The organism is Oceanibaculum nanhaiense (assembly GCF_002148795.1).
In the GTDB taxonomy this organism is placed as follows: Bacteria; Pseudomonadota; Alphaproteobacteria; order Oceanibaculales; family Oceanibaculaceae; genus Oceanibaculum; species Oceanibaculum nanhaiense.
This window is the reverse complement of the sequence record NZ_MPOB01000015.1, coordinates 1-22,790: the sequence shown is the minus strand read 5'-3', so window position 1 is coordinate 22,790 and position 22,790 is coordinate 1. Positions and strand designations below refer to the sequence as shown.

Sequence of the window (22,790 nt, the reverse complement as noted above, 5' to 3'; positions counted from 1 at the left end):
GCTCAGGCTTCGCGGCGCAGGAAGGCCTGCACCGTCTTGTTATCGGAAGTGTCGAGCATCGCCTTCGGACTGCCGAGCGCCGCCGGCACTTTGGTGTCCGCATCCAGGAAGATCGCCTTGTCGGCAATGGCGAAGATGCTGGCCAGCTCATGCGTCACCATGACGATGGTGGTGCCCAGCATGTCGCGGATTTGCAGGATGAGGTCGTCGAGCCGGCGCGAGCTGATCGGATCGAGGCCGGCCGAGGGCTCGTCGAGAAACAGGATTTCCGGGTCCAGCGCCAGCGCCCGCGCGAGACCGGCGCGCTTGCGCATGCCGCCGCTGAGCGAGGCAGGATAAAGATGCTCGCGCCCGGCGAGCCCGACAAGCGCCAGCTTGAAGGCGACAATGGCAGCGATCTCTTCCCTCCCCAGCCTGGTGAAGAGCTCCAGCGGCAGGGAGACATTCTCGCCCACCGTCATCGACGACCAGAGCGCGCCGCCCTGGAACAACACCCCGAAACGCCGGGCGATATCGCCCAGCCCCTCCAGCGGGGTATCGCCATCATACAGGATTTCGCCGGCGGCGGGATGATGAAGCCCGATCAGATGCTTCAGCAACGTGCTCTTGCCGCAGCCGCTGCCGCCCATGATGACGAAGATCTCGCCACGCGCGACGTCGAACTCCACTGCGCGTTGCACCAGCACATCGCCATAGGCCATGGTCAGGCCGCGCACCGAGAGGGAAGGCTTCGCCCCACTTTTGGCCCCGGTTTCAGATATCGAGGGCATTGGCGCACACCGCGAAGATGGCATCGAGCAGGATGATGCCGACGATGGAGATGACCACGGCATCAGTCGCCGCCTTGCCGACATCGGCGGCGCTGCGCCCCGCCGCCAGACCGCAGCGGCAGCCCACGGCGGCGACCAGCAGCCCGAAGGTGATGCTCTTCACGAAGCCAAGGGCGAAATTGGCCGTCCCGATGGCGCCACGCGTCTGTTCCAGATAGGCGACGACGCTGAGGTCGAGCAGGCCGATGCCAATCAGCAGTCCGCCCAGCAGCCCCATCGCAGTGCCGTAGATGTAAAGCAGCGGCATCATGAAGGAGAGCGCCAGCACGCGCGGCACCACCAGATACGCGATCGGCGAGATGCCCAGCGTCTTCAGCGCGTCGATCTCCTCATTGCCCTGCATGGCGGCAAGGCGCGCGGCATAGGAGGCCCCGGTGCGCCCGGCCACCACGATGGCGGTCATCACCGCGGCCAGCTCGCGCGCCATGGCGATGCCGACCAGATCGGCGACCAGGATGCCGGCGCCGAAATTACGCAGCTGCACCGCGCCGACGAAGGCAAGGATGGCACCGACCAGCAAGGTGACGATGGAAACGATGCCCAGCGTACCGGCACCGGCGTCGCGGAACAGGGACAGCGTCTCCGAGGCGCGCGGACGCTGGCGCACGCCGCGCCGGGGAGCAAACAGCTCCAGCAGCACATCGCCGAGGAATCCCAGCACGACGCCCAGCTGCCGGATTTCGGCCAATGCCCAAAGGCCAACCCGGCTGACGAAACCATCCGCCGCCACTGGACCGGACAGGCCGGGCCGGTCGGACTTGCCGGCGAGATCGAGCGTGTCCCGCAGCGCCGCCGGCAAGCCGTCCAGACGGAGCACCAGATCGCGCCGGGCCGCCTCCACTTGCAAGGCGAACAGGAAGGCCGGCAGGGTCGCGTCCCAGCGCCCCAGATCGTGCACCCGGACGGTTACGCCCACTCCCTCCTTCGGCAGGACAGGCGACAGCAAATCCTTCAGGCGCGGCGGCTGCCGCGTCATGATCCACTCGCCGGACAAGGTCAGCACGACATTGTTGCCGTCGCGCGACACGGCGATGCGCTCGTCCCTACCGGGCATGGACTGGAAAGCCCTCCTCAAGGAAGCGCGGCCACGCGACCGGCGCGGCACGCCATGGCATCAGTGCTACAATGCGAATGGGCGGGGATCAACCATGGCGGGATGAAAGCTGCCCCGGTCACTCCGCCGGGCTGGAAACCGGCTTCTGCGGATCGGCCATGATTTCCGGCGCCTCCCCGCCGCGCTGACGGGTCAGCAGCGTATAGGTGGTCGGCACCACGAACAGCGTCAGGATGGTGCCACAGATCATGCCGCCGACGATCACCCAGCCAATGGCCTGCCGGCTTTCCGCACCCGCCCCGGTGGCCAGCGCCAGAGGCACCGCGCCCAGCACCATGGCGCCGGTGGTCATCAGGATCGGGCGCAGGCGCAGCACCGCGGATTCCACCACCGCCTCGCGCAGCTTCATGCCGCGCTCCTGCAGCTGGTTGGCGAATTCCACGATCAGGATGCCGTGCTTGGTGATCAGCCCGACCAGCGTGATCAATCCAATCTGGCTGTAGATGTTGATCGTGTTGCCGGTAAAATACAGCGCGGCCAGCGCCCCGGTCATCGACAACGGCACGGTCAGGATGATGATGAGCGGATCGGTGAAGCTCTCGAACTGCGCGGCCAGCACCAGATAGATGAAGGCCAGCGCCAGCAGGAAGATGACATAGAGCGCCTGCCCGGCCTGGCGGAATTCGCGCGACTGGCCGTTCAGGTCGGTCTGCACATTTGCCGGCAGCACACGCCCGGCCGCCTCCTCCAGAAACACAAGCCCCTCGCCCAGCGCGTAGCCCGGCGCCAGATTGGCCGTGATGGTGGCGGAACGCAGCTGGTTGAAGCGGTTCAGCTCGCGCGGGGCGACCACCTCCCGCACGCTGGCCAGGTTGGAGAACTGCACCATCTCGCCGCGCGGCGTGCGCAGATAGATACCCGACAGATCGCCCGGCGTGCGGCGGTCGGCATCTTCAACCTGCACGATCACGTCATACTGCTCGCCATTCATGTTGAAGCGGGTCACCTGGCGGCCGCCCAGCAGGGTTTCCAGCGTCCGCCCGATGACCGAGATCGGGATGCCGAGATCGGCCGCCTTCTCGCGGTTCACGTCGATGTCGAGCTGCGGCTTGTTCAGCTTCAGGTCGTCGTCGAGATTGACGAAGCCCGGATAGTCCCGCGCCTCTTCCATCATCAGCTGGAGATAGGTTTCCAGTTCCTGATAGCTGGCGGTGGTCTGCAGCACGAACTGGATCGGCCGGTCGCGCGAGTTTTGTCCGAAGGCGGGACGGTTGATCGCGAAGGCGCGGATGCCGGCGATCTTCACCAGCTTCTTCTGCAGCTCATTCACCACGGTCTGCTGCTTGCGATCCCGGTCCTCCCAGTTCTTCAGCCGGGCGAAGGAGACCGACTGCGTCACATCGGGGAAGCCGGTGATGACGATGGCGCCCTCGACCTCCGGCGTCTCCAGCAGCATCTTCTCGAACTTCTGGGCATAATGATCGGCGAATTCCAGCGTCGCGCCTTCCGGCGCGGTGGAGAACACGTTGATGGTGCCGCGGTCCTCGGTCGGCGCCAGTTCCGATTTCAGCCCCATATACAGGAAGTAGCTGGCGCCGGCGACGCCAACACCGATCAGCACCACCAGGAAGCGCACATTCAGGCTGGCCAGCAGGATGCGGCGATAGCCATTGGCGAAGCTGTTGAACGCGCCTTCCATCATATTGTAGAGGCGGCCGTGCGATTCGTGCGCCTGCAGCATCTTGGAGCACATCATCGGCGTCAGCGTCAGCGCGACGAAGCCCGACACGACAACCGCACCCGCCAGCGCCAGCGCGAATTCGATGAACAGCCGCCCGGTGCGCCCCTCGGCGAACGCCACCGGCGCGAACACGGCAGCCAGCGTCATCGTCATGGCGATGACGGCGAAGGAGATTTCCTTGGTGCCGACGATGGCAGCGCCAAAGGGCGTCTTGCCCATCTCCAGATGGCGATGGACGTTCTCCAGCACGACGATGGCATCATCGACCACCAGGCCGATGGCCAGCACCATCGCCAGCAGGGTCAGCGTGTTGATGCTGAAACCCATCGCATACATGAAGATGAAGGCGCCGATCAGCGAAACCGGGATGGTGACCATCGGGATAATCGTCGCGCGCAGGCTGCGCAGGAAGAAGAAGATCACCAGGATGACGAGGATCACCGCCTCAAGGATCGTGGTGAACACATTGTCGATGGACCGTTCGATGAAGACCGAGGTGTCGAAGGCGACCTCGGCATTCATGTCCGCAGGCAGGTCGCGCAGAATGTTGGGCAGTTCGGCCCGCACGGCCTTGGAGACTTCCAGCGGGTTGGCGGTCGCCTGCTTCACCACGCCCAGCGTCAGCGAATTGACGCCGTTATAGCGCGAGACACGGCGGTTGTCCGATGGCCCCAGTTCGGCCCGGCCGACATCGCGCAGCTTCACCTGGAAGCCATCGACGTCCTTCAGCACGACGTTTTCGAACTGCTCGGGCGTCACCAGATTGGTGCGCGACAGTACAGTGAATTCGCGGCTGAGACTCTCGATGCGGCCGGACGGAATTTCCACATTCTGCTGGCGCAGCGCGTTCTCGACATCCTGGACAGTCAGGTTGTAGCCGGCCAGCTTCGCCCGGTCGATCCAGATGCGCATGGAGAAGCGCCGCTCGCCATAGATCCGCACCTCGGCAAGGCCCGGCAGGGTCTGCAGCCGGTCAACGAAGAACCGGTCGGCATAATCCGTCAGCTCCATGGAGGAGCGGCCGGGGGCGGAGAAGCCGATGAACAGGATCGGCGAGGCATCGGCCTCGACCTTGGCAATGACCGGTTCCTCGATCTCCTCCGGCAGGCGGCCGCGCACCCGGCTGACGCGGTCGCGCACATCGCTGGCCGCCACGTCGGGATCGGTGCCCAGACGGAAGCGGATGGTGATGTTGGCGCGCTCCTGCCGGCTCTGCGAGATGATCGTCTCGATGCCTTCAATGCCGGAGATCGAGCTTTCCAGAACCTGCGTCACCTGGGATTCGACGATTTCCGCGCTGGCGCCGAGATAGTCGGTGCGCACGGAGACGATCGGCTCGTCGATGTTGGGGTATTCGCGGACCGGCAGCCGCTCGTAGCTGACCAGGCCGATCAGCAGGATCATCAGGCTCATCACCGTCGCGAAGACCGGCCGCCTGACGCAGAGCTCGAAAATATTCAAGGGTGGCTCCGATCAGCTTCCGGGCGCCGTCACGGCCGGCGCATCGCGGCCGACCACATCGACGGCAATGCCGTCGCGCAGACGCAACTGGCCGGCAACGACCACGACATCCTTCGGATTCAGCCCGCTCAGCACCTCGACCATGCCGGGCCGGCGCGCGCCCAGCTCGACCTTGGTCAGCGCCACCTTGTCGCCGACCAGCCGATAGACGAAGCGCTCCTGGCCGACCGGCGTGATCGCGGATTCGGGCACCAGGACGGCGTTCAGCCGGGTGTCGGCGATAATGGTCAGCCTGATGAACAGGCCCGGAAACAGGGAACGCTCCGGATTGGGCACCAGCGCGCGGATACGCAGCGACCGGCCATTCACATCGATCTGCGGGTCGATGGCGTATATTTCGCCCGTGAAGGTCTGGCCGCTCAACGCATCGGCGGTCATCTCGATCTTCTGGCCGACGCGGATCGAGGTCAGATAGATTTCCGGCACGCGGAACTCCGCCTTCAGCGGATCGATCTGCTGCAAGGTGACGATGATGTCCGCCGGCGTCACATAGCGGCCCAGGCTGACGCTGCGCAGCCCCAGCACGCCGGAGAAGGGCGCGCGGATCGTGGTCTTTTCCAGACGCGCCTTGGCAAGATCGAGGCCGGCCTCGTCGGAACGCAGCCGGGCCCACGCCTCGTCGCGTGCCCGCGCCGTGCCGGTGCCCTGCTTCAGCAGCGTGTCGGCACGGTCGAAATTCGCCCGGGACAGCGACAGGTTGGACTGCGCCTGCGCCAGTTCGGCCTGGAGAATTTCCTTGTCCAGTTCGACCAGCGGCGCGCCGCGTTCCACCTGCTGCACATCCTCGAACAGGATGCGCGAGATGCGTCCGGCGATTTCCGGCTGGATCGACACCGCCTCGTTCGGCAGCAACGAGCCGATGGCGGTGATCTCGGAGCGCACCGTGTCGATGGTCACTTCAGCGACCTCGACCGCCGGGCCGGCATTCTGTTGCGATGCCTTGTTCTCGGTCTGCGCGACGGCGGCGGAACCCTCATCCTTCAGATGATAGGCAACCCCGCCACCCGCGGCAGCAAGAACCACCAGCCCCGCCAGAATCTTCCAGCCTGCGCTCATTGCTTTCCGTATCCGTGTCGAAGGGCAAATCTAGTAAATCCGCATGCCTTGATAATGAAGCCGGGCCGTAAAGAGTCAAGGCGGCTTACAAGCGGAAAAGGCCCTAGGCGGCAGCGCTCGATGGGCTCTCAGCTGTCGTCGCGCCCGGAATCGGTACCCCGGGAATCGGCATCCCGGGAATCGGCACCACCACCGCCTCGGGCGGCAGCGCGCCCGCTGCGTTCTCCTGCGCCATCGCCCGGCTGGCCAGCAGTTCCGGCGCGATCACGAAATTCGCCCGGCGCACGCGCACCCGGTTGATCATGCCGTCCGATATTTCCTGCGCCGATGCCGTCAGGAAGACTTCCATCTCGCCCTTGGTAAGCTGAACCAGCCTGCCCTGCGCCAGGGCGGACAATTCGCTTTCCAGGGCCGGTCGCAGATCGGGCAACAGGTCGCGCACCATCTGCGTATGGCCGGGGCGTGGCACTTCCAGATCGATCTCCAGCTGATAGACCCGGTCCGGTTCGGCCTCGTCGCCCAGCGGCACGATCAGCGGACTTGCCGGCCGCACGATGTTCAGCGCCCCCAGCACCATCAGCCGGCGGCGGCGGTGGGCCACCTGCGCCAGCATCACCATGACGACGATGAACAAGGCGGTAATCGCAATCACGAAACCGGTGGTGGCGATCACCGCATCGCGGATCGCCATGCCTTCCAGATCGAAGGGGCGCAGATAGCGCCCGAACAACAGGATGAAAGGCGCATCGCCATCGAACAGCGCGTCATAACCGGACAGCGTGGCATAGACATGCAGGCCCAGATTCCAGAAGGCCAGGGCCAGCACAGTCATGTAGAACGCGGAAAGTGCGGCGATCACACTGTTATAGGGTGGCATGCAGAACCCTTTGCGCAGCGCCCGGAGGGGCGGGCAAGAGAATGCCAGCAGCCCTTCACGCAATCCAGCGGTATTTTGCGGTCATACGCGGCTACTCCACCACCTATGGTGGCACGACCTTCTAGAACGCCAGACGTCCGTAGAGGTTATCGAAGGGCAGCATGACATGCGCCCGATAGGCCGGGCGTTCCTGCAGCCGGGCGTACCAGGCCTGCACGTTCGGCACCTCGGGATGCTCCAGTCCCATGCCGAAATAGCGATAGAGGCAGGCGCCGGCGGGAATGTCCGCCAGCCCCAGCGCCGCACCGGACAGGAAGGGCCTGCCGGCCAGCTCGGCATCGAGCAGCCGGACATACTGCGCGCAGGCCTCCTGCTTCGCGCGGATCGCGGTCCAGTCGCGCCGGTCCTCCGGCGTGCGGTAATAGCCCCAGAACAGGCCGGAGAGGAAAGCCGGCTGGAAGGCGGTGGCCGACCAGTCCATCCAGCGTTCATCCTGCGCGCGGGCGGCAGGCGTCTCCCGCAGGAACGCCCCCTTGCCATAGACCGCCGCCAGATAGCGCAGGATGGTGTGGGATTCCCAGACCACGGTGCCATCAACATCGCGGATGACCGGCACCTTGCCGTGCGGGTTCATGGCCCGGAAGTCCGGCGTGTCCAGACCGCCGGCATCGCCCCCGGCATCGATATGGGTGTGCGGGATATCCAGCTCGCCGACCAGCCATATCACCTTCTGCACGTTGAAGGAGTTGCGCCGGCCCCAGATGGTGAGCCCGGAAGCCGTGCTCACGAGGAGCCTTCCTGCTTCTTGGCGATATCCTCCAGCGTGCGGCGCAGCTGCTCATTCTTGAAATCGGCCAGCCGGTAGGCCCAATCCCCGGCGCGCGCGTTGATCTCGGCCGCCTCCGCCTTTACGTCGTCCGAGGCATCCGGCAGCGCGGCGGCGGTATAGCGGGTCCACAGCTTGCCGTCATGCTCGGCGAAGCCGATGGTCACGGCCAGCCCGTCGAAGGTGGTGTAGCGCGTCACACTCTCCTGCAGCGTCAGCCCCTCGGCCGGCATCACCGCGTCGAACACCAGCTTGTCCAGCGTGCCGGCGGTGGCGTTCAGGGTGAACTGGTTCTCCACCTTCATGGTCTCCGGCAGATCGACGATCCGGAAATCATTGCCCTCGCGGCTGTCCTTGGCGACCGTCAGGCTGCCGCCATCGGGGTGATCGATGACCACCTGCTTCACCCGGCCGCGCGCCACATCGGCGATACGGCGGTCGAGCCAGTCGATGGGCTCAACACGCGGATCGAGCCGGCTTTCCGCCAGGAAAGCCCGCCCGCCCTCCGGGCGGCGCACATAATGCGCATCGGCCTGGCCGCCCTGCCCGAAGCGTTTCTTGCCGACGATCAACTCGGCCAGCACCTTGCCTGCACCGTCCAGCACGGTGATGCGCCGGGAGCGCGACTTCTCCGCATCCAGCGGTTCGACCTCCAGCCGGGCGAACATCTCCGGCCGTTCGGTCTTGGCCTCGATGATCTGCAGGTCGGCAAGCGCCAGCAGCAGCGCCCGCGCCGCCTCGCCGCGCGCCGGGTAGTTGTGCGCGTTCTCGACCACCCAGCCCTCACCGGCCCGCACCAGCGTGACGCTGTCCTGGCTGTCCTCCAACTGGATGGCGGCGACCTCGTTCAGCCGGTCGGACAGGTCGGGGAACACCGGCTCGGCGCTGACGCTGCCAATGGTGCCGGCATGGCGCTGCCAGACGGCATGGCCGGCGGCGCCAACCGCCAGCAATGTGACGACGAACAGGAACCAGAAGCCGCGGGCGGTCATGCGGATGCTCCTTTCCCCGAAAGCGTTGCAGAAGGTGCGCCGCGCCGTCGGCGGGCGGCACGGGCGAGGCCGACAAGGATCGCCGCCAGCACCACGAGCAGCGGCACCAGACCGATATTGAGGAACAGCAGCCGCGTCTGCAACGCGTCGATATCCTCCCGCAGCGACCGCTGCACGGTGCGCAACTCCCGCCGCGCCTCCAGGATATCCTCCTGGATCTTGGCGATCTCGGCGCGCTGCGCGTTGGTCAGGATGGCGCCGCCGCCCGGCGCCTCCTTGGAGCGCAACTCCTCCAGCCGCGCCAGCGATTCCTGCAGCCGTTCCTGCAGCGCCTGCTCCTGCGCGCGGAAGCGCTGATCGGCCTCGCGGCGCATCTCCTCGATCACCGTGAAGGGCCGCGCGATCATGCCGCGCCCGCGCAGATCGACCAGCGCCGAACTGCCTGACAGGCTTTCCAGCAGGTTCATGACGAAATCGCCATTATTGGCGAAGGGCGCGGCCACCTGCTGGCCGAAGAAATCCTGCACCCGGACCCAGAACCGGTCGTCCAGCAGGTCGGTATCGGCGATCACCGCGAACATCGCCTCGCCGTCCGAGCGCGCCCGGTGTTCCGGCAGATCCTTCGGTGTCTCGGTTTCACCCTCAACCGTAGGGCGGCCTTCGGGAAAGGCGCTGTCCAGCGCCCCCTGGAAGCGCGCCGCCAGCACCTTCGCCTCGTTCCCCGGCTGGTACTCGCGCAGCAGGCGCTGCGGATCGGGCCGCGGCCGCAGCTTGTCCACCGCGATCATCTGCGCCTCGGCGCTGGTGCTGATCAGCGGGGTCATGGACAGGCTGGCGCCCTCCTTCAGGCTGACCGCGCCGGCGCTGGCCATGGAAATCTGCTGCAACTCGCCGGTAACCGGCAGTTCCTGATTCAGGTTCTGGCGCTGCAAATTCAGCCAGACCACGAAATCCACCGCCACGACCTGGTTGCCAGCGCCGGCATTGACCCGGCGCGCGGCGCGGCGGTCGCCGACCACCTCATCCGAGGAGACCGCGATGCCCCATTTGTCGAACAGGCCGGGCAGCGCGCTGGAGGTGTCCAACTTCGGCTGGCCGGACGGATCGGGAATGGTCGCGTCGGCCTCGGAATAGGGATCGACGAAGAAGATTGCCCGGCCGCCGGCCATCATGAACTGGTCGATGGCGTAGAGCGTCTTTTCCGGCAGGTTCTTCGGATGCACGACGAACAGCACATCGACATCCGGCTCGATCCGGTCGATCGCGGCACCGATGGTGCGCACCAGGAAGACCTGGCGCATCTGCTGCAGGATCGTCCAGGGCGGCGCCACCTGCCCGCCGGGCATGAAACGCCCTTCCAGCGGCAGCCCGGAGAGCATACCGACGACCTTACGCTCCGGATTGGCCAGGTTGTTGACGATGCGCGTCAGATCATATTCCAGGAAGCGCTCACGCTCCGGCTGGAAGAAGGGGATGACCTGCTCGTCATCGGTCATGTTGGTGCCGACCAGGCCGAAATAGACCTGCTCGCCCGACTGGTCGATGGGCACGCCCTGCAGCCCGTAGCTGACGGCGCGGTCCTCGACGGTCGAGAACGGCTCGGGGTCGAAAATCTCCAGCCGGATCTTGCCATTCGACAGATTGGCGTATTCCTGCAGCAGATTGCGCACGCGCTGGCCATAGGCGGCATAGGCCGGCAGCTCGCGCCCCAGCCGCTCGGAGAAAAAGAAGCGCAGGGTGATCGGTTCCTGCACCTTCGCCAGCGTGTCGCGCGTGCCCGGCGACAATGTGTAGATCCGGTCCTCGGTCAGGTCGAGCCGGGCCGAAGTGAAGGACACGCTGGAATAGACATTGACCGCGACGAACAGCAGCGCGACCAGCGCCAGCGACAGCCAGGCGTAGGATGGCCGGACAAGGGAGGAATGAGTGCGCGGGGTCTTGGCCATGATTCAGCGCCCCTTCTTCAGATCGACCAGCAGCGCCGTGGCCCAAAGGAAGGCCAGGATCGCCGAGAGATAGAAAATGACATCGCGCAGATCGATGACGCCGCGCGTGATGTCCTGGAAATGCGCCAGGAAGCTGAAGGAGCGCAGCGCCTCCAGCATCGGCGCCGGCGCCCAGCCGGTGAAGAAGGACAGCACCAGCGAGGAACCGGCGGACACGAAGATCACGCCGACCGCCGCCGTCAGCACGAAGGCGATGATCTGGTTGCGGGTCAGCGCCGACAGCGCCGAGCCCAGCGCCAGATAGGCCCCGGCCAGCAGCGCGCTGCCGATATAGGAGGCGAGGATGACGCCATTATCCGGATCACCCAGATAATTGACCGTGATCCACAGCGGGAAGGTCAGCGCCAGCGCGATGGTGGTGAAGGCCCAGGCGGCGAGGAACTTGCCGGCGACGGCGCTGCCGATGGAGACCGGCAGGGTCAGCAGCAGTTCCAGCGTGCCGCTCTTGCGCTCCTCCGCCCACAGCCGCATCGCGACCGCCGGCGTGAGCACCAGATAGAGCCAGGGATGGAAACCGAAAAAGCCCTGCAGGCTGGCCTGCCCGCCCTCGAAGAAACCGCCGACGAAGAAGGTGAAGGTCGCCGTCAGCACCAGGAAGATGATGATGAAGATATAGGCGAGCGGCGTCAGGAAATAGCTCGCCAGCTCGCGCTTGAGAATCGCCCACACACCCATCGTTCTAGCCCTGTTTTCCAGTCTTTTTCGGATCGGTGACGTCGCGGAACACCTCGTCGAGGCGGCCGCGTTCCAGCCTGATTTCGTCCGCCGCGATATTGGCGTCGCGCAGTGCCTGGCTGACCGCCGGCAGGATCGCCTTGCGGCGCTGCGCCAGCACGGTCAGCGTGCCGTCAGCCTCCTCGATGCCGGCAGCACCGGGAATATCCGCCAGCGCCTTGCGGGCGGCGGGCACGGCGCTCTTCTTCAGCCGCACCGTCACAGCATTATGCAGGCGGGAGCGCGCCTCCAGCTCCGCCGGGGTGCCGTCGGCGACGATCTGGCCACCAGCGATCACGATGGCACGGCTGCACAGCGCGTCCACCTCTTCCAGGATGTGGGTCGAGATGATGATGGCCTTGTCCTTCGCCATGCTCTCGATCAGCGTGCGCACCTCATGCTTCTGGTTCGGGTCGAGACCATCGGTCGGCTCGTCCAGCACCAGCACCTCGGGATCGTGCAGCAGCGCCTGCGCCAGCCCGACGCGGCGCTTGAAGCCCTTGGACAGCGTGTCGATCGGCTGGTACAGCACGCCGCCCAGCGTGGTGCGGGCGATGGCGGCCTCGATCTTCGCCTTGCGGTCCGCCCCCTTCAGCCCGCGCACATCGGCGCAGAATCCGAGGAAGCCCAGCGGCGTCATATCGCCATAGGCTGGCGCGCCTTCCGGCAGATAGCCGATGCGCCGCTTCACCTGGATCGGGTGGCGGCTGACATCGAAGCCACACACCTCGGCGCTGCCCGCCGTCGGCTCCAGGAAGCCGGTGATCATCTTCATGGTGGTGGATTTGCCGGCGCCATTGGGCCCGAGGAACCCCAGCACCTCGCCCCTGGCGACCGCGAAGGAAATCCCGTCAACGGCGCGGATCGGCCCGAAATGCTTCGCCAATCCACTGACTTTGATCATCTCGGTCACTGACCGCTCCCCCTGTGCCTTCTGCGTTCCGTTGCTGGCCGTGCCTTATTCCCCGACTGGTTTCCCCGGCGGGACGGTGGCCTTCACTTTTCGACCGGCTGATTTACGAATGCCGCGCTATTTTTCAAGAGGTTGTGGCAAAATCGTGGCGACAGCCCCGCAACCGGCGGCGCTTCAAGCCGGAGACCCTAAGACATGGCGGCGGCCGAGGCCACAAAGAAAGCCATCGACAGCGCCGCCCTGATCCGGCAGGCCCGGCTGGCCAGCGGCCTCGTCCTGGTATTCTTCGTCACCACGCATTTCCTCAATCATTCCCTCGGGCTGATCTCGCTGGAGGCGATGGAGCAGGGAAGGCTCTACTTCATGGCGTTCTGGCGCGCCAAGACCGCGATGTATGTGCTGTATGGCGCGCTGCTGACGCATCTCTGCCTCGGCCTCTGGTCGCTGTACAAGCGCCGGCCGATCCTGCGCGTGCCGCCCTGGGAGCTGGCGCAGCTGGCGCTCGGGCTGGCCATCCCGCCGATCCTGGTCGGCCATATCTTCGACACGCATTTCGGCTTCACCCTGGCCGGGGTGGACGATACCTACGCCTATGTCCTGCTGCTGCTTTGGGTGGAGCGGCCCTATGGCGCGGTGCTGCAGATCGCCCTGCTGCTGACCGCCTGGCTGCATGCCTGCATCGGCCTGCATTACTGGCTGCGTATCCGGCCCTGGTACCACAGGGCCGTCCCGGCACTCTATACGATAGCCCTGCTGTTGCCGGTGCTGGCACTGCTGGGCTTCGTGCAGGGCGGGCTGCAGGTGATCGCACTGGCGGAAACGCCGATGTGGCTGGAAAGCTACAAACAGACCATCGACTATCCCGACGCGGCAGGCTGGGCGCGGATTCGCAGCGCGACGGAGACCGGCCAGCAGCTGTTCCTGGGCGGCATCGCGCTGGCGCTTCTGGCACGCGGCGCGCGCCGGCTGGCAGGGCTGCGCCGCAAGGGGGCGACCGTGCGCTATCCCGACGGCAGCGCCTGCCGGGTCGCCATCGGCACCAGCATCCTGGAGGCCAGCCGCATCGCCGGGCGGCCGCATGCCTCGGTCTGCGGCGGGCGCGGGCGCTGCTCGACCTGCCGGGTGCGGATCGATGCCGGCGCGGAATATCTGCCGCCGCCGGAAGCCGAGGAGACGCGCGTGCTGCGCCGGATCGCCGCCCCGCCGAAAGTGCGCCTCGCCTGCCAGGCGCGGCCCACCGGCGACGTGCAGGTGACGCCGCTGCTGCCGGCTGCCGCCAGTGCCCGCGACGCGTTGCGCGCCGGGCGCGAGTCCGGCGGACGCGAGCAGCAGGTGGCGATCCTGTTCGCCGATCTGCGCGGCTACACCAAATTGTCGGAAGACCGGCTGCCCTTCGACACGGTGTTCCTGCTGAACCGCTATTTCGCCGAGACCGGCCAGGCCATCACCGGCGCCGGCGGGCGCATCGACAAATTCATCGGCGATGGCGTCATGGCGCTGTTCGGCGCGGAAGAAAACGCCGATCCCGCCCAGGCCTGCCGACAGGCGCTCACCGCCGCGCGCGCCATCGGCGAGGGGCTGGACCGGCTGAACCAGACACTGGCGCATGAGCTGAAGGAGCCGCTGCGCCTGGCCATGGGGCTGCATGTCGGGCCGGCCATCGTCGGCGTGATGGGCTATGGCACGGCGATGGCGCTGACCGCCATCGGCGATGCGGTGAACACCGCCAGCCGGCTGGAAAGCATCGCCAAGGAGCGCGATGCCCAGCTTGCCGTGTCGGAAGCGCTGGTTAGGCTCGCTGGCGCCGGGCTGGAGGTCTATCCGCACGAGGAAGTGGCGATCCGCGGCAAGCGCGAGCCGATGCCGGTACGCCTCGTCGCCCGCGCCGCCGACCTGCCGGGATAAACTACTTCGCCAGCAGGGTATCGACCGTGTCGGTGACGGTGCGACTGTCCGGCTTAACCGTGGAGGGCCAGGCGGCGGCGATAGTGCCGTCAGGCGCCAGCAGATATTTATAGAAATTCCAGCGCGGTGCCTTGGACTCGCCCAGCGTTTCGGCGATCCAGCGGTAGAATGGATGGGCGTCCGCTCCGGTCACCGGATATTTCGCGGTCATCGGGAAATCGATCCCGAAATTCACTTCGCAGAATTGCTTGATCTCCTCGGTGCTGCCCGGCTCCTGCCCGCCGAAATCGTTCGACGGCACGCCCAGCACGACCAGTCCCTGATCGCGGTATTTCTCCCACAGCGCCTGCAGACCTTCATATTGGGGCGTGAAGCCGCAGCGTGAGGCAGTGTTCACCACCAGCACCGGGCGGCCGCGATACTGGTCCAGCGGCAGCGCGCCGCCATCGATGGATTCGAAGCTGAAATCGAAACCGCTGCCGTCGCCGGTCTTGGCCGGCGCGGCCTGCGGCAGCACCGTGCTGACGGCGGCGGCGACCAGCATGCCGGCAAAGCTGGCGAGGCCTTTCTTAGCCATAACGTTCTTCCTTCCAGGGATCGCCATTGTTGTGATAGCCGCGCACTTCCCAGAAACCGGGCGCATCGCGATCCACGAAGCGGATATCGCGCAGCCATTTCGCGCTCTTCCAGAGATAGAGCTTCGGCAGGATAAGTCGAACCGGCCCGCCATGTTCGCGGGGGATCGCCTTGCCTTCCCATTTGGTCGCCAGCAGCACATCCGCATCATCGAAGGCCGACAGCGGGATGTTGGTGGCGTACCCGTCATAGCTTTTCAGGATGACGAACTTCGCCTCCGGCTTCGGCTTCACGACAGACAGGAGATGCCGCGCCGACACGCCTTCCCAGCGATTCTCGAAGCGCGACCAGGCGGTCACGCAATGCATGTCGGAGGTATCCTGGAACACCGGCTGCGCCATCAGCGCTGCCCAGTCCCAGCTGACCGGATTCTCGACCAGCCCGGTGACGGAGAGCTTCCATTCTTTCTGCGTCACCACCGGATGGGTGCCGAGATCCAGTACCGGCCAATTCTTCACCTCGCGCTGGCCGGGCGGTAGCCTGCGCTGCGCCGGACTCGACTGCTCGCCGGTCAGCAGCCTGCCGTCACGCGCCCATTTCTGCTTGGTCTCGACCAGCTTGCGCTTGATCGGTCCGAAAATATCGCCGTCGGTCTCGCCGTCCTGGGGCATCGCCGCCTCTTTCGTCACACACCAAGTCTAAACATAGGACCGCCACCCTGCGAAACGAAGCCCCGCACAATCACGCTTCCGCGAGGCCGCGGCTTGACGCGCGGTGGAAGGCCCTTGCCGCATCGTGTATTCATGATCCACGGTCTCAAGTCACACCGGAAGCAAGAACCCAGAAACAAGAATCAAGGCATGCCCTTTTCCCTCCTTCCGCAAGCCGCCCCGTCCTGCCCATGCGATGCCCGTCCAGGCGATGCCCGCCTAGGCGATGCCGGTCCTCGCGATGCCGGTCCTCGCGATGCATGACTGGCTGTTCCTGAAATCGATACTCGCCGGCCTCGCCATCGCGGCGCCGGTCGGGCCTGTCGGCGTGCTGTGCGTGCACCGCACTGTGCTGGAAAGCCGGCTGCACGGGCTGGTCTCCGGCCTGGGGGCAGCGGTTGCGGACGCGCTGTATGGCTGCATCGCCGCCTTCGGGCTGGCGGCGCTGGCGCATCTGCTGCTCGACCATACGTCGGAGATGCAGCTGGCCGGCGGCATCCTGCTGCTCGGCATGGGTATCCATACCTACCACAAGAAGACCGCTGCGCTGCCCAAGGGGGAGGAGCCCTTGCGCATGCATTCTCTGCTGGGGGATTTTTTCACCACCTTCGTGCTGACCCTGATCAACCCGATCACCATCCTGGCCTTCGCCGGCATCTTCGTCGCGCTGGGCGTGTTCATCGATGCCGACAGGGCGCTGCTGGACCCGATCCTGGTGGTGCTGGGGGTGTTCATCGGATCGTGCCTGTGGTGGTTCGGCATCGCGCTGGGCGCCGGGCTGCTGCGCGGCCGGCTGGACATCCACCATCTGGAATGGATGAACAGGATTTCCGGTGCGCTGATCTTTATCTTCGGCGCCGCCGCACTGATCGACCTCGCCCTTTAGGAAGCGCGCCATGACCCGCCCGCCCCGCATCGTCAGCCTGCTGCCCAGCGCCACCGAGATCGTGGCCGAGCTGGGCCATGCCGGCAATCTGGTCGGGCGCAGCCACGAATGCGACTTCCCCGCCGCCATCGGCGACCTGCCCATCGTCAGCCGCCCGCGCATCGATATCACCGTCCCCTCGGCAGAGATCGACCGCCAGGTGAAGCAGGCGGCACGCAACGCATTGTCGGTCTTCGAGGTGGATGAGGCGATGCTGGCCGAATTGCAGCCGGACATCATCGTCACCCAGGATCTGTGCCGGGTCTGCGCCGTCAGCCTGGGCGAGGTGGAGCAGGCGGCCTGCGAGCTGACCGGCCGCCCGGTACGTCTCGTCTCCTGCAGCCCGGCCAGCCTTGCCGGCATCTGGACCGACATCCGCCGCGTCGCCCGCGCGCTGGGTGCGGTGCGCCAGGGCAAGGCGCTGATCGACCGGCTGACGCTCGCCATCGAGGGCATCGAATCGCAGACACGTCTGATCGAGCCGAAGCCGACCGTCGCCTGCATCGAATGGCTGGACCCGCCGATGGCGGCGGGCAACTGGGTGCCGGAACTGATCGCGCGGGCCGGCGGCGTCAGCCTGTTCGGCGAGGCCGGGAAGCATTCGCCCTGGCTGGAGCTGGAGGCCTTGCTGCGCATCGATCCGGATGTGGTGGTGATCGCCCCCTGCGGCTTCGAGATACCACGCACCCTGTCGGAGATATCGGCCCTGACCGGCCAGCCCGGCTGGGCCGACATGCGCGCGGCGCGGGACGGCCGTGTCTATGTTGCCGACGGTCATCACTTTTTCAACCGGCCCGGACCGCGTATTCTGGAGACGCTGGAAATCCTGGCGGAAATCCTGCACCCCGGTCGCTTCGCCTTCACCCATGAAGGCACCGGCTGGGTTCGCCTCTGATCTTTCTCCTGCGACCGGAAAGCCAGGCCATGTATGTGCCCCGCCATTTCGCGACCGACGATCCTGACGCGCTGTTCGGCCTGATCGAGGCGCACCCCTTCGCCCTGATGGTCATCAACACGGAAACCGGCATGCAGGCGGCGCATCTGCCTTTCCTGCTGGACCGCAAGGCGGGGCCGCACGGCACGCTGCGCTGCCATGTGGCGCACGCCAACCCGATCTGGAAAGCCTGCGACGGCACGGCCTCGGCGCTCATCGTGTTTGGCGGGCAGAACGCCTATATCTCGCCGGACTGGTACGCCAGCGAACACCAGGTGCCGACCTGGAACTATGCCGCCGTGCATGCCACCGGGAAGCCGCGCGTGACCGACGATATCGCGGTGATGCAGATGCTGGACGATCTGTCGGCGCAGTTCGAGGAAAAGCTGCTGCCGAAGAGGCCCTGGACCACCGGTAAGATGCCGGAAAAACTCTATACCGGGATGCGCAAGGCCATCGTCGGGCTGGAAATCGGCATCGAGAACCTGACCGGCAAATGGAAGCTGTCGCAGAACAAGAAACCGGAGGATGTGGAAGGGGCTGCCGGCGCACTGGAAGCGCTGGGCGGCGAGTCCAACCTCGCCATCGCCGCGATGATGCGCGCCGCGAAGCGGGGGTAGAGGCTACACCCGTTCCGACAGCCAGATGGCGAGGCGGGAGCCAGCCTTGATCGCGCCGCGCATCAGCTCGAAGCCCGGCGTCTGTTCGGCGCCGTGCTCATAGCCGATGTCGCGGTGCTCCAGCTCCTCGGCGCGGAAGCGTTCGATGGTCTCGCGCAGCGGTGCCTCGTCCTCGCCCAGCGTCTCGGCCTGCTGGCGGTAATGCTCATCGATGGTCTCCTCGACCGCGACGGTACACGCCATCGCCGCCTTCTCGCCCATCAGCGCGGTCGCCGCGCCCAGCGCGAAGCCGGCGACATGCCAGAGCGGCTGCAAGGCGGTCGGGCGCACGCGGCGCTCCACCAGCATCCGGCTGAAAGTGTCGAGATGTTCCAGCTCCTGCTCGTGCATGTGGCGGATGGTGGCGGCGGAGGGAGATTTCCCCAGCACCGCGAGCTGGCCCTCATAGATGCGGCGCGCGCCATATTCGCCGGCCTGATCGACGCGGATCATGCGGGCGATCAGTTCCTCACGCGTCAGGTCGCCGGGCAGCCGGTCTTCTGCTGTCACGCGCGGATGTGCGGCTTGTGCCTTGCTCATGCCTCGTCTCCATCTTCCGTGCGGCGCGCAGCGGCCCAGAGGGCAGCACCAGCCAGCGCCAGCGAGATAATGAAATTATAGCCTGCCATGGAAATGCCAAGCAGGGACCATGGCACCTCGTCGCAGCGCACCACGGGGGCGGCCAGCACCTGCGCGCGCAAATCTTCCAGCGTCATCGCGCCGCCGGTCGGCGCGCCGCAGCCCGAAGTGCCCTGCCACCAGCCCTGCTCCACCCCGACATGGAAACCGGCGATGCCGCCACCCACGAAGAATACCAGCCCGGCCAGCGCCAGGGTGATCCGCGCCGCGCCCGGATGCCGCCGTGCCAGCGCGAAACCAGCCAGACCGAGCAGGATCGTCGCCACATAGGGCCACCGCTGATAGACGCACAGCACGCAGGGCTGCAGCCCGCCGGCAAACTGCGACAGCAGCGCGGCACCCAGAATCGCGGCGCTGAGCAGGGCGGTGGCAAGCGTGGCGAGGCGGGTGTCGATGCGGTTCATCAGGGGAAAATCCGCGCTCACAGCAGATATTTCAAGGCGACGAATCCGCCCACCAGCAGGATGAAGAAGGCGGCGGTCAGCTTGCCGAGATGCGCCTCGATGAAAACCCGGATCGGCGGGCCGAAGCGCCACAGCAGGGCCGCCACCAGGAAGAAGCGTGCGCCGCGCGACACCGCCGAGGCCAGCATGAAGACAAGGAAATCCATGCTGGTCACGCCGCTGGCGATGGTGATGACCTTGTAGGGAAAGGGTGTGAAGCCGGCCCCGGCGACGATCAGCCAGCCCTGTTCGTTATAGAGCGCCGAGAATTCCGCGAACTTGGCGGCATAGCCGTAGAAATCCAGCACTGCGCGGCCGACGCTCTCGAACAGGAACAGGCCGATGGCATAGCCCAGCGCGCCGCCCAGCACCGAGGCCAGCGTGCAGATCGCGGCGAAGCGGAAGGCACGGGCACGGTCGGCCAGCACCATCGGGATCAGCATCACATCGGGCGGGATCGGGAAGAAGCTGCTCTCGGCGAAGGAAATGCCGAACAGCGCCTTTTCCGCATGGCGATGGGCGGACCAGCGCAGCGTCCAGTCATACAGCCGGCGCAGCGGCGAGGGCCGCTCGGAAGCAGAACTTGTCATAGGCTCTCCACACCGCGATTGACGGCAGGCCGTCCGCGACTAATATGCCGATCCGTCGAAGGACGCCTCTGCCGTGCGGGCGTGGTGGAATTGGTAGACGCGCCGGACTCAAAATCCGGTTCCGAGAGGAGTGTCGGTTCGAGTCCGACCGCCCGCACCATCATTCTATTCTCCAGCTTTTCGGTCCTGTTCCGCGCCACCCGCGATCACGGCATGGCCGCTGCGGAAGGCGAAATCCACCATGCCGCGCCCATTGTAGGATTTCTCCGGCAGCACCGAGAACATCAGCGCATCGGCGATGCGGTGCAGCGGCTGGCGCGCGCCATCCTTCACGGCGGAACAGCCGAGGCTGGCGAAATAGGTGCCGGCCAGCAGCCGGCAGGAAAACACGTGCCGCGCCTCGATCACGCTGCCGGCCGGCACGAGGGGGATGGTCTCGTCGGCCAGCACCAGCGAGCCGCCGCCCAGCATGACGCCGTTCATCGACTGCACGCTGGTGGAGAAGCCGACATCGCGGGCATCCTCCTCGAAGCGCACGCGGTAGCGGATCACATATTCCTCGCCGCGCTTCAGCATGTTCACCCGCGCGGCGGGCGCGCCATCGGCCCCAACCAGGCACACTGCCGGCTCCGAGATCACCGCGCCGGCCGGTTCATGCATCAGCATGCTTTCCGGCTTCAGGGACTCGTCGTAATAGGCGGCGCCGGGCTCCGACTCTATCTGCGGTTCAGCCGCACCATTGCCGTTTGAACCGTTCTCGGTCTCGCGCGCCAGCAGCAGCGGCTTCGGGTCGCCATTATGCGCCTTCAGCTCCTGCCGGTAGGCCTCGTAGCGCTCGCCTTCCATGTAGAGCATGCGGCGATAGGCGACGATCACCTCGTCCGGCTTGCCATCCACCAGCATCTCGCCGCGGTCGAGCAGGATGGCGCGGTCGCACAGTTCGATGACGCTGCGCGCATTGTGGCTGACGAACAGGATGGTGGTGCCGCGCGACCGGAGATCGGCCATGCGGGCGATGCATTTGCGCTGGAACGCCTCGTCGCCGACCGCCAGCGCCTCGTCCACGATCAGGATTTCCGGCTCGATGCAGGTGGTGACGGAGAAGGCCAGCCGCACAGTCATGCCCGAGGAATAGGTCTTCACCGGCTGGTCGATGAAATCGCGGATGCCGGCGAACTCTACGATCTCCTCGAAGCGGGCGGCGATCTCCTCGCGCTTCAGCCCCAGCATGGCGGCATAAAAGAAGATGTTTTCGCGGCCGGTGAATTCCGGGTTGAAGCCCGATCCCAGCTCCAGCAGCGCCGCCAGCCGGCCGGTCACCGCGACGCTGCCGAAAGTCGGCGCCAGCGTGTTGGCGATGATGTAGAGCAGCGTCGATTTGCCCGAGCCGTTGCGCCCGACCAGCCCGACGCATTCCCCGGCCTTGACCGAGAAGGAGACATCGTTCAGCGCCTCGAAGGCACGCACCGGCTTGGCCTTCACGCCGAAACCGGCATGCAGCAGACGCTCCAGCGCCGTGCGGTACAGGAAATACCGCTTGGTGATGTGCGAGACGGCGATGCGGGTCTGGGTCATGCGACTCCCATAAGGGACCGGCCCCGAGGGACTGGCTAAAGGTCCTGCCTGGCGGGCGGGCAACAGCCGCGCCCCTCACCGGAGCGCGCGGCCCTGACCTCTAGTACGATCCGCCCCGGAAATCCATCCCGGAGTGGGGGTGTGGGGGAGGTGGGCGGGAAGAAAATGAAAGGCAAACATCACTGCACGGATGCAGAAAAGGAACACTGCGAAGCGCATTACGGCATTAGAAACCCTTTAAGGCGCTCACACCTACAACGATAACTATAACATCAAGCGTTATCTCACTAATAAGGAAAAGCATGCGGCGATTTCACCCATAGTGACACTAACCTCTCTTTCACTCCTTGGAAATTTATTCGCCTGATGCATAATTGAATTACGTGTGGACGCAACATTTCTCAGAAATCGACTTCGATCTCGTGCGCTTAAATGGGCCGGATGGTTTGCCGGAACATTGCTCAGCTCATAAAAAACGCCTCCAAGAGTATTTCTTGTTGGAAGACCATGGCTTCTAGCCACCTCTTTAAGCGCGCTTTCAAGCGCTCGCATACCATGGAAAACTTGTAGCAAATGGCTACGCCTTTGCGGGGAAACTCGTGTGGCGGTACCGATCTCTTGAAGTTCATGATCTACATGGTTAAACGCCGCCAATCCCGAGCGAGATTTTGCTGCTGCGGTCAATGCTCTCAAAGTTTGCAATCTCCGAGAATTTGAACTCACGCTTGATACCTCTTGGACCTACGCTCTTCTATATGTTGAGCAACTTCCCGAATCCGATGTTTTTGGCTTTCAGGAACAACCCCCCAACCGGCAAATGCGGCGGCTCTCAACAGCTTCTCAGGATCACCGCGATGGTCCTTAAAATTATCAACAAGCACAAGGCCATAGTCTTCCTGAAAAGTAGGATAAGGAACGCCATTATCCAAAGAAAACCCCGCGCGCGTTGTCATGGCTGATATCGTCTTCACCTGAGTGCCATTCCAAATTTTATGTCTTAAGTCCCTAAATAATACATCTCTATACAAATATTGAAATTGACCAAATATCTGGTCCTGTGTAGCATCTTCTTTGACAAGTCTGCCCACACCCTCAGTACGCCGACTGTCCAACCTCCGCATAATTTGAGTATACTGAAGAGAGTTTAAAAATCTTTTTCTTACGAAATTTCCAACCTCGTCGGGAACCTTTCCTATGCCACCCGTAAAATAAGAATCTTGGACAATTTTTATTATTTCCCCACGCCGCCGCCAATCTAGAACAGCTGTAAAATTATGCACAAGGCCCATTGTATCGGCAAAATA

21 protein-coding genes and 1 tRNA gene are annotated in these 22,790 nt (G+C 65.0%); 5 read left to right on the top strand and 17 right to left on the bottom strand.

What is annotated here, in order from left to right; translation table 11 throughout:
- Positions 1-2: 2 nt before the first annotated feature.
- The 10 genes from BKM74_RS17410 to BKM74_RS17365 form a co-directional block, all read right to left on the bottom strand.
- Positions 3-770 (bottom strand): ABC transporter ATP-binding protein, encoded by a 768-nt coding sequence (locus tag BKM74_RS17410; RefSeq protein WP_086466988.1) that lies wholly within the window; start codon positions 768-770, stop codon positions 3-5.
- On the bottom strand, positions 754-1,884 hold the full coding sequence (locus BKM74_RS17405; RefSeq protein WP_086466987.1) for an ABC transporter permease: 1,131 nt from the start codon (positions 1,882-1,884) through the stop codon (positions 754-756). The genes BKM74_RS17410 and BKM74_RS17405 overlap by 17 nt, the downstream gene beginning before the upstream one ends.
- A 118-nt stretch (positions 1,885-2,002) precedes the next feature.
- Positions 2,003-5,086 carry an efflux RND transporter permease subunit gene (locus tag BKM74_RS17400; RefSeq protein ID WP_086466986.1) on the bottom strand — a complete coding sequence of 1,028 codons (3,084 nt, stop codon included), beginning with the start codon at positions 5,084-5,086 and terminating at the stop codon, positions 2,003-2,005.
- Between the two features lie 12 nt (positions 5,087-5,098).
- Entirely contained in the window at positions 5,099-6,202 is a 1,104-nt protein-coding gene (locus tag BKM74_RS17395; RefSeq protein WP_086466985.1) for an efflux RND transporter periplasmic adaptor subunit, read from the bottom strand.
- Positions 6,203-6,305: 103 nt separating this feature from the next.
- Positions 6,306-7,079: a hypothetical protein gene (locus tag BKM74_RS17390; protein WP_086466984.1), complete on the bottom strand. Its 774-nt coding sequence runs from the start codon at positions 7,077-7,079 to the stop codon at positions 6,306-6,308.
- A gap of 121 nt (positions 7,080-7,200) precedes the next feature.
- Positions 7,201-7,866 (bottom strand): glutathione S-transferase family protein, encoded by a 666-nt coding sequence (locus BKM74_RS17385; protein WP_086466983.1) that lies wholly within the window; start codon positions 7,864-7,866, stop codon positions 7,201-7,203.
- Positions 7,863-8,897: a DUF4340 domain-containing protein gene (locus BKM74_RS17380; protein WP_086466982.1), complete on the bottom strand. Its 1,035-nt coding sequence runs from the start codon at positions 8,895-8,897 to the stop codon at positions 7,863-7,865. The genes BKM74_RS17385 and BKM74_RS17380 overlap by 4 nt, the downstream gene beginning before the upstream one ends.
- Positions 8,894-10,843, bottom strand: coding sequence for a Gldg family protein (locus tag BKM74_RS17375; protein ID WP_086466981.1), 1,950 nt, complete (start codon positions 10,841-10,843; stop codon positions 8,894-8,896). Before BKM74_RS17375 ends, BKM74_RS17380 begins: the two co-directional genes overlap by 4 nt.
- Before the next feature lie 3 nt (positions 10,844-10,846).
- On the bottom strand, positions 10,847-11,578 hold the full coding sequence (locus BKM74_RS17370; protein ID WP_086466980.1) for an ABC transporter permease: 732 nt from the start codon (positions 11,576-11,578) through the stop codon (positions 10,847-10,849).
- Between the two features lie 4 nt (positions 11,579-11,582).
- On the bottom strand, positions 11,583-12,521 hold the full coding sequence (locus BKM74_RS17365) for an ABC transporter ATP-binding protein (protein WP_086466979.1): 939 nt from the start codon (positions 12,519-12,521) through the stop codon (positions 11,583-11,585).
- A 204-nt stretch (positions 12,522-12,725) separates the two neighbouring features.
- Here BKM74_RS17365 and BKM74_RS17360 point away from each other — a divergent pair, with 204 nt between their 5' ends.
- The gene (locus BKM74_RS17360; protein WP_086466978.1) at positions 12,726-14,435 is read left to right on the top strand and encodes an adenylate/guanylate cyclase domain-containing protein; all 1,710 of its coding nucleotides are present in this window, start codon (positions 12,726-12,728) and stop codon (positions 14,433-14,435) included.
- Between the two features lies 1 nt (position 14,436).
- On the opposite strand, the gene BKM74_RS17355 is transcribed toward BKM74_RS17360, so the two are convergent.
- Positions 14,437-15,012, bottom strand: a complete 576-nt coding sequence (locus BKM74_RS17355; RefSeq protein ID WP_086466977.1) for a glutathione peroxidase — start codon at positions 15,010-15,012, stop codon at positions 14,437-14,439.
- Positions 15,005-15,682: a sulfite oxidase-like oxidoreductase gene (locus tag BKM74_RS17350; RefSeq protein WP_086466976.1), complete on the bottom strand. Its 678-nt coding sequence runs from the start codon at positions 15,680-15,682 to the stop codon at positions 15,005-15,007. Before BKM74_RS17350 ends, BKM74_RS17355 begins: the two co-directional genes overlap by 8 nt.
- A 265-nt stretch (positions 15,683-15,947) precedes the next feature.
- Here BKM74_RS17350 and BKM74_RS17345 point away from each other — a divergent pair, with 265 nt between their 5' ends.
- Genes BKM74_RS17345 through BKM74_RS17335 form a run of 3 tightly spaced genes read left to right on the top strand, consistent with a single transcriptional unit; the run spans position 15,948 to position 18,200 of the window.
- Positions 15,948-16,607 (top strand): LysE family translocator, encoded by a 660-nt coding sequence (locus BKM74_RS17345; protein WP_086466975.1) that lies wholly within the window; start codon positions 15,948-15,950, stop codon positions 16,605-16,607.
- A gap of 10 nt (positions 16,608-16,617) precedes the next feature.
- Complete coding sequence (locus BKM74_RS17340; protein WP_086466974.1) at positions 16,618-17,541, top strand: cobalamin-binding protein; 924 nt, start codon at positions 16,618-16,620, stop codon at positions 17,539-17,541.
- 29 nt (positions 17,542-17,570) lie between these two features.
- A complete protein-coding gene (locus BKM74_RS17335; protein WP_086466973.1) occupies positions 17,571-18,200 on the top strand; it encodes an FMN-binding negative transcriptional regulator in 630 nt (209 codons plus the stop codon).
- A gap of 3 nt (positions 18,201-18,203) precedes the next feature.
- Here the strand turns inward: BKM74_RS17335 and BKM74_RS17330 are convergent, their stop codons facing one another.
- Genes BKM74_RS17330 through BKM74_RS17320 form a run of 3 tightly spaced genes read right to left on the bottom strand, consistent with a single transcriptional unit; the run spans position 18,204 to position 19,911 of the window.
- The gene (locus tag BKM74_RS17330) at positions 18,204-18,779 is read right to left on the bottom strand and encodes a demethoxyubiquinone hydroxylase family protein (protein WP_086466972.1); all 576 of its coding nucleotides are present in this window, start codon (positions 18,777-18,779) and stop codon (positions 18,204-18,206) included.
- A complete protein-coding gene (locus BKM74_RS17325) occupies positions 18,776-19,282 on the bottom strand; it encodes a disulfide bond formation protein B (RefSeq protein ID WP_086467017.1) in 507 nt (168 codons plus the stop codon). The genes BKM74_RS17330 and BKM74_RS17325 overlap by 4 nt, the downstream gene beginning before the upstream one ends.
- A 17-nt stretch (positions 19,283-19,299) precedes the next feature.
- Complete coding sequence (locus tag BKM74_RS17320) at positions 19,300-19,911, bottom strand: YqaA family protein (protein ID WP_086466971.1); 612 nt, start codon at positions 19,909-19,911, stop codon at positions 19,300-19,302.
- Between the two features lie 75 nt (positions 19,912-19,986).
- Here BKM74_RS17320 and BKM74_RS17315 point away from each other — a divergent pair.
- Positions 19,987-20,071 (top strand) — tRNA-Leu (locus tag BKM74_RS17315).
- 5 nt (positions 20,072-20,076) lie between these two features.
- On the opposite strand, the gene BKM74_RS17310 is transcribed toward BKM74_RS17315, so the two are convergent.
- Positions 20,077-21,486, bottom strand: a complete 1,410-nt coding sequence (locus BKM74_RS17310) for an ABC transporter ATP-binding protein (RefSeq protein WP_086466970.1) — start codon at positions 21,484-21,486, stop codon at positions 20,077-20,079.
- 719 nt (positions 21,487-22,205) lie between these two features.
- On the bottom strand, positions 22,206-22,790 hold a 585-nt coding region (locus tag BKM74_RS18815), incomplete at its 5' end, for a hypothetical protein (RefSeq protein ID WP_176342600.1).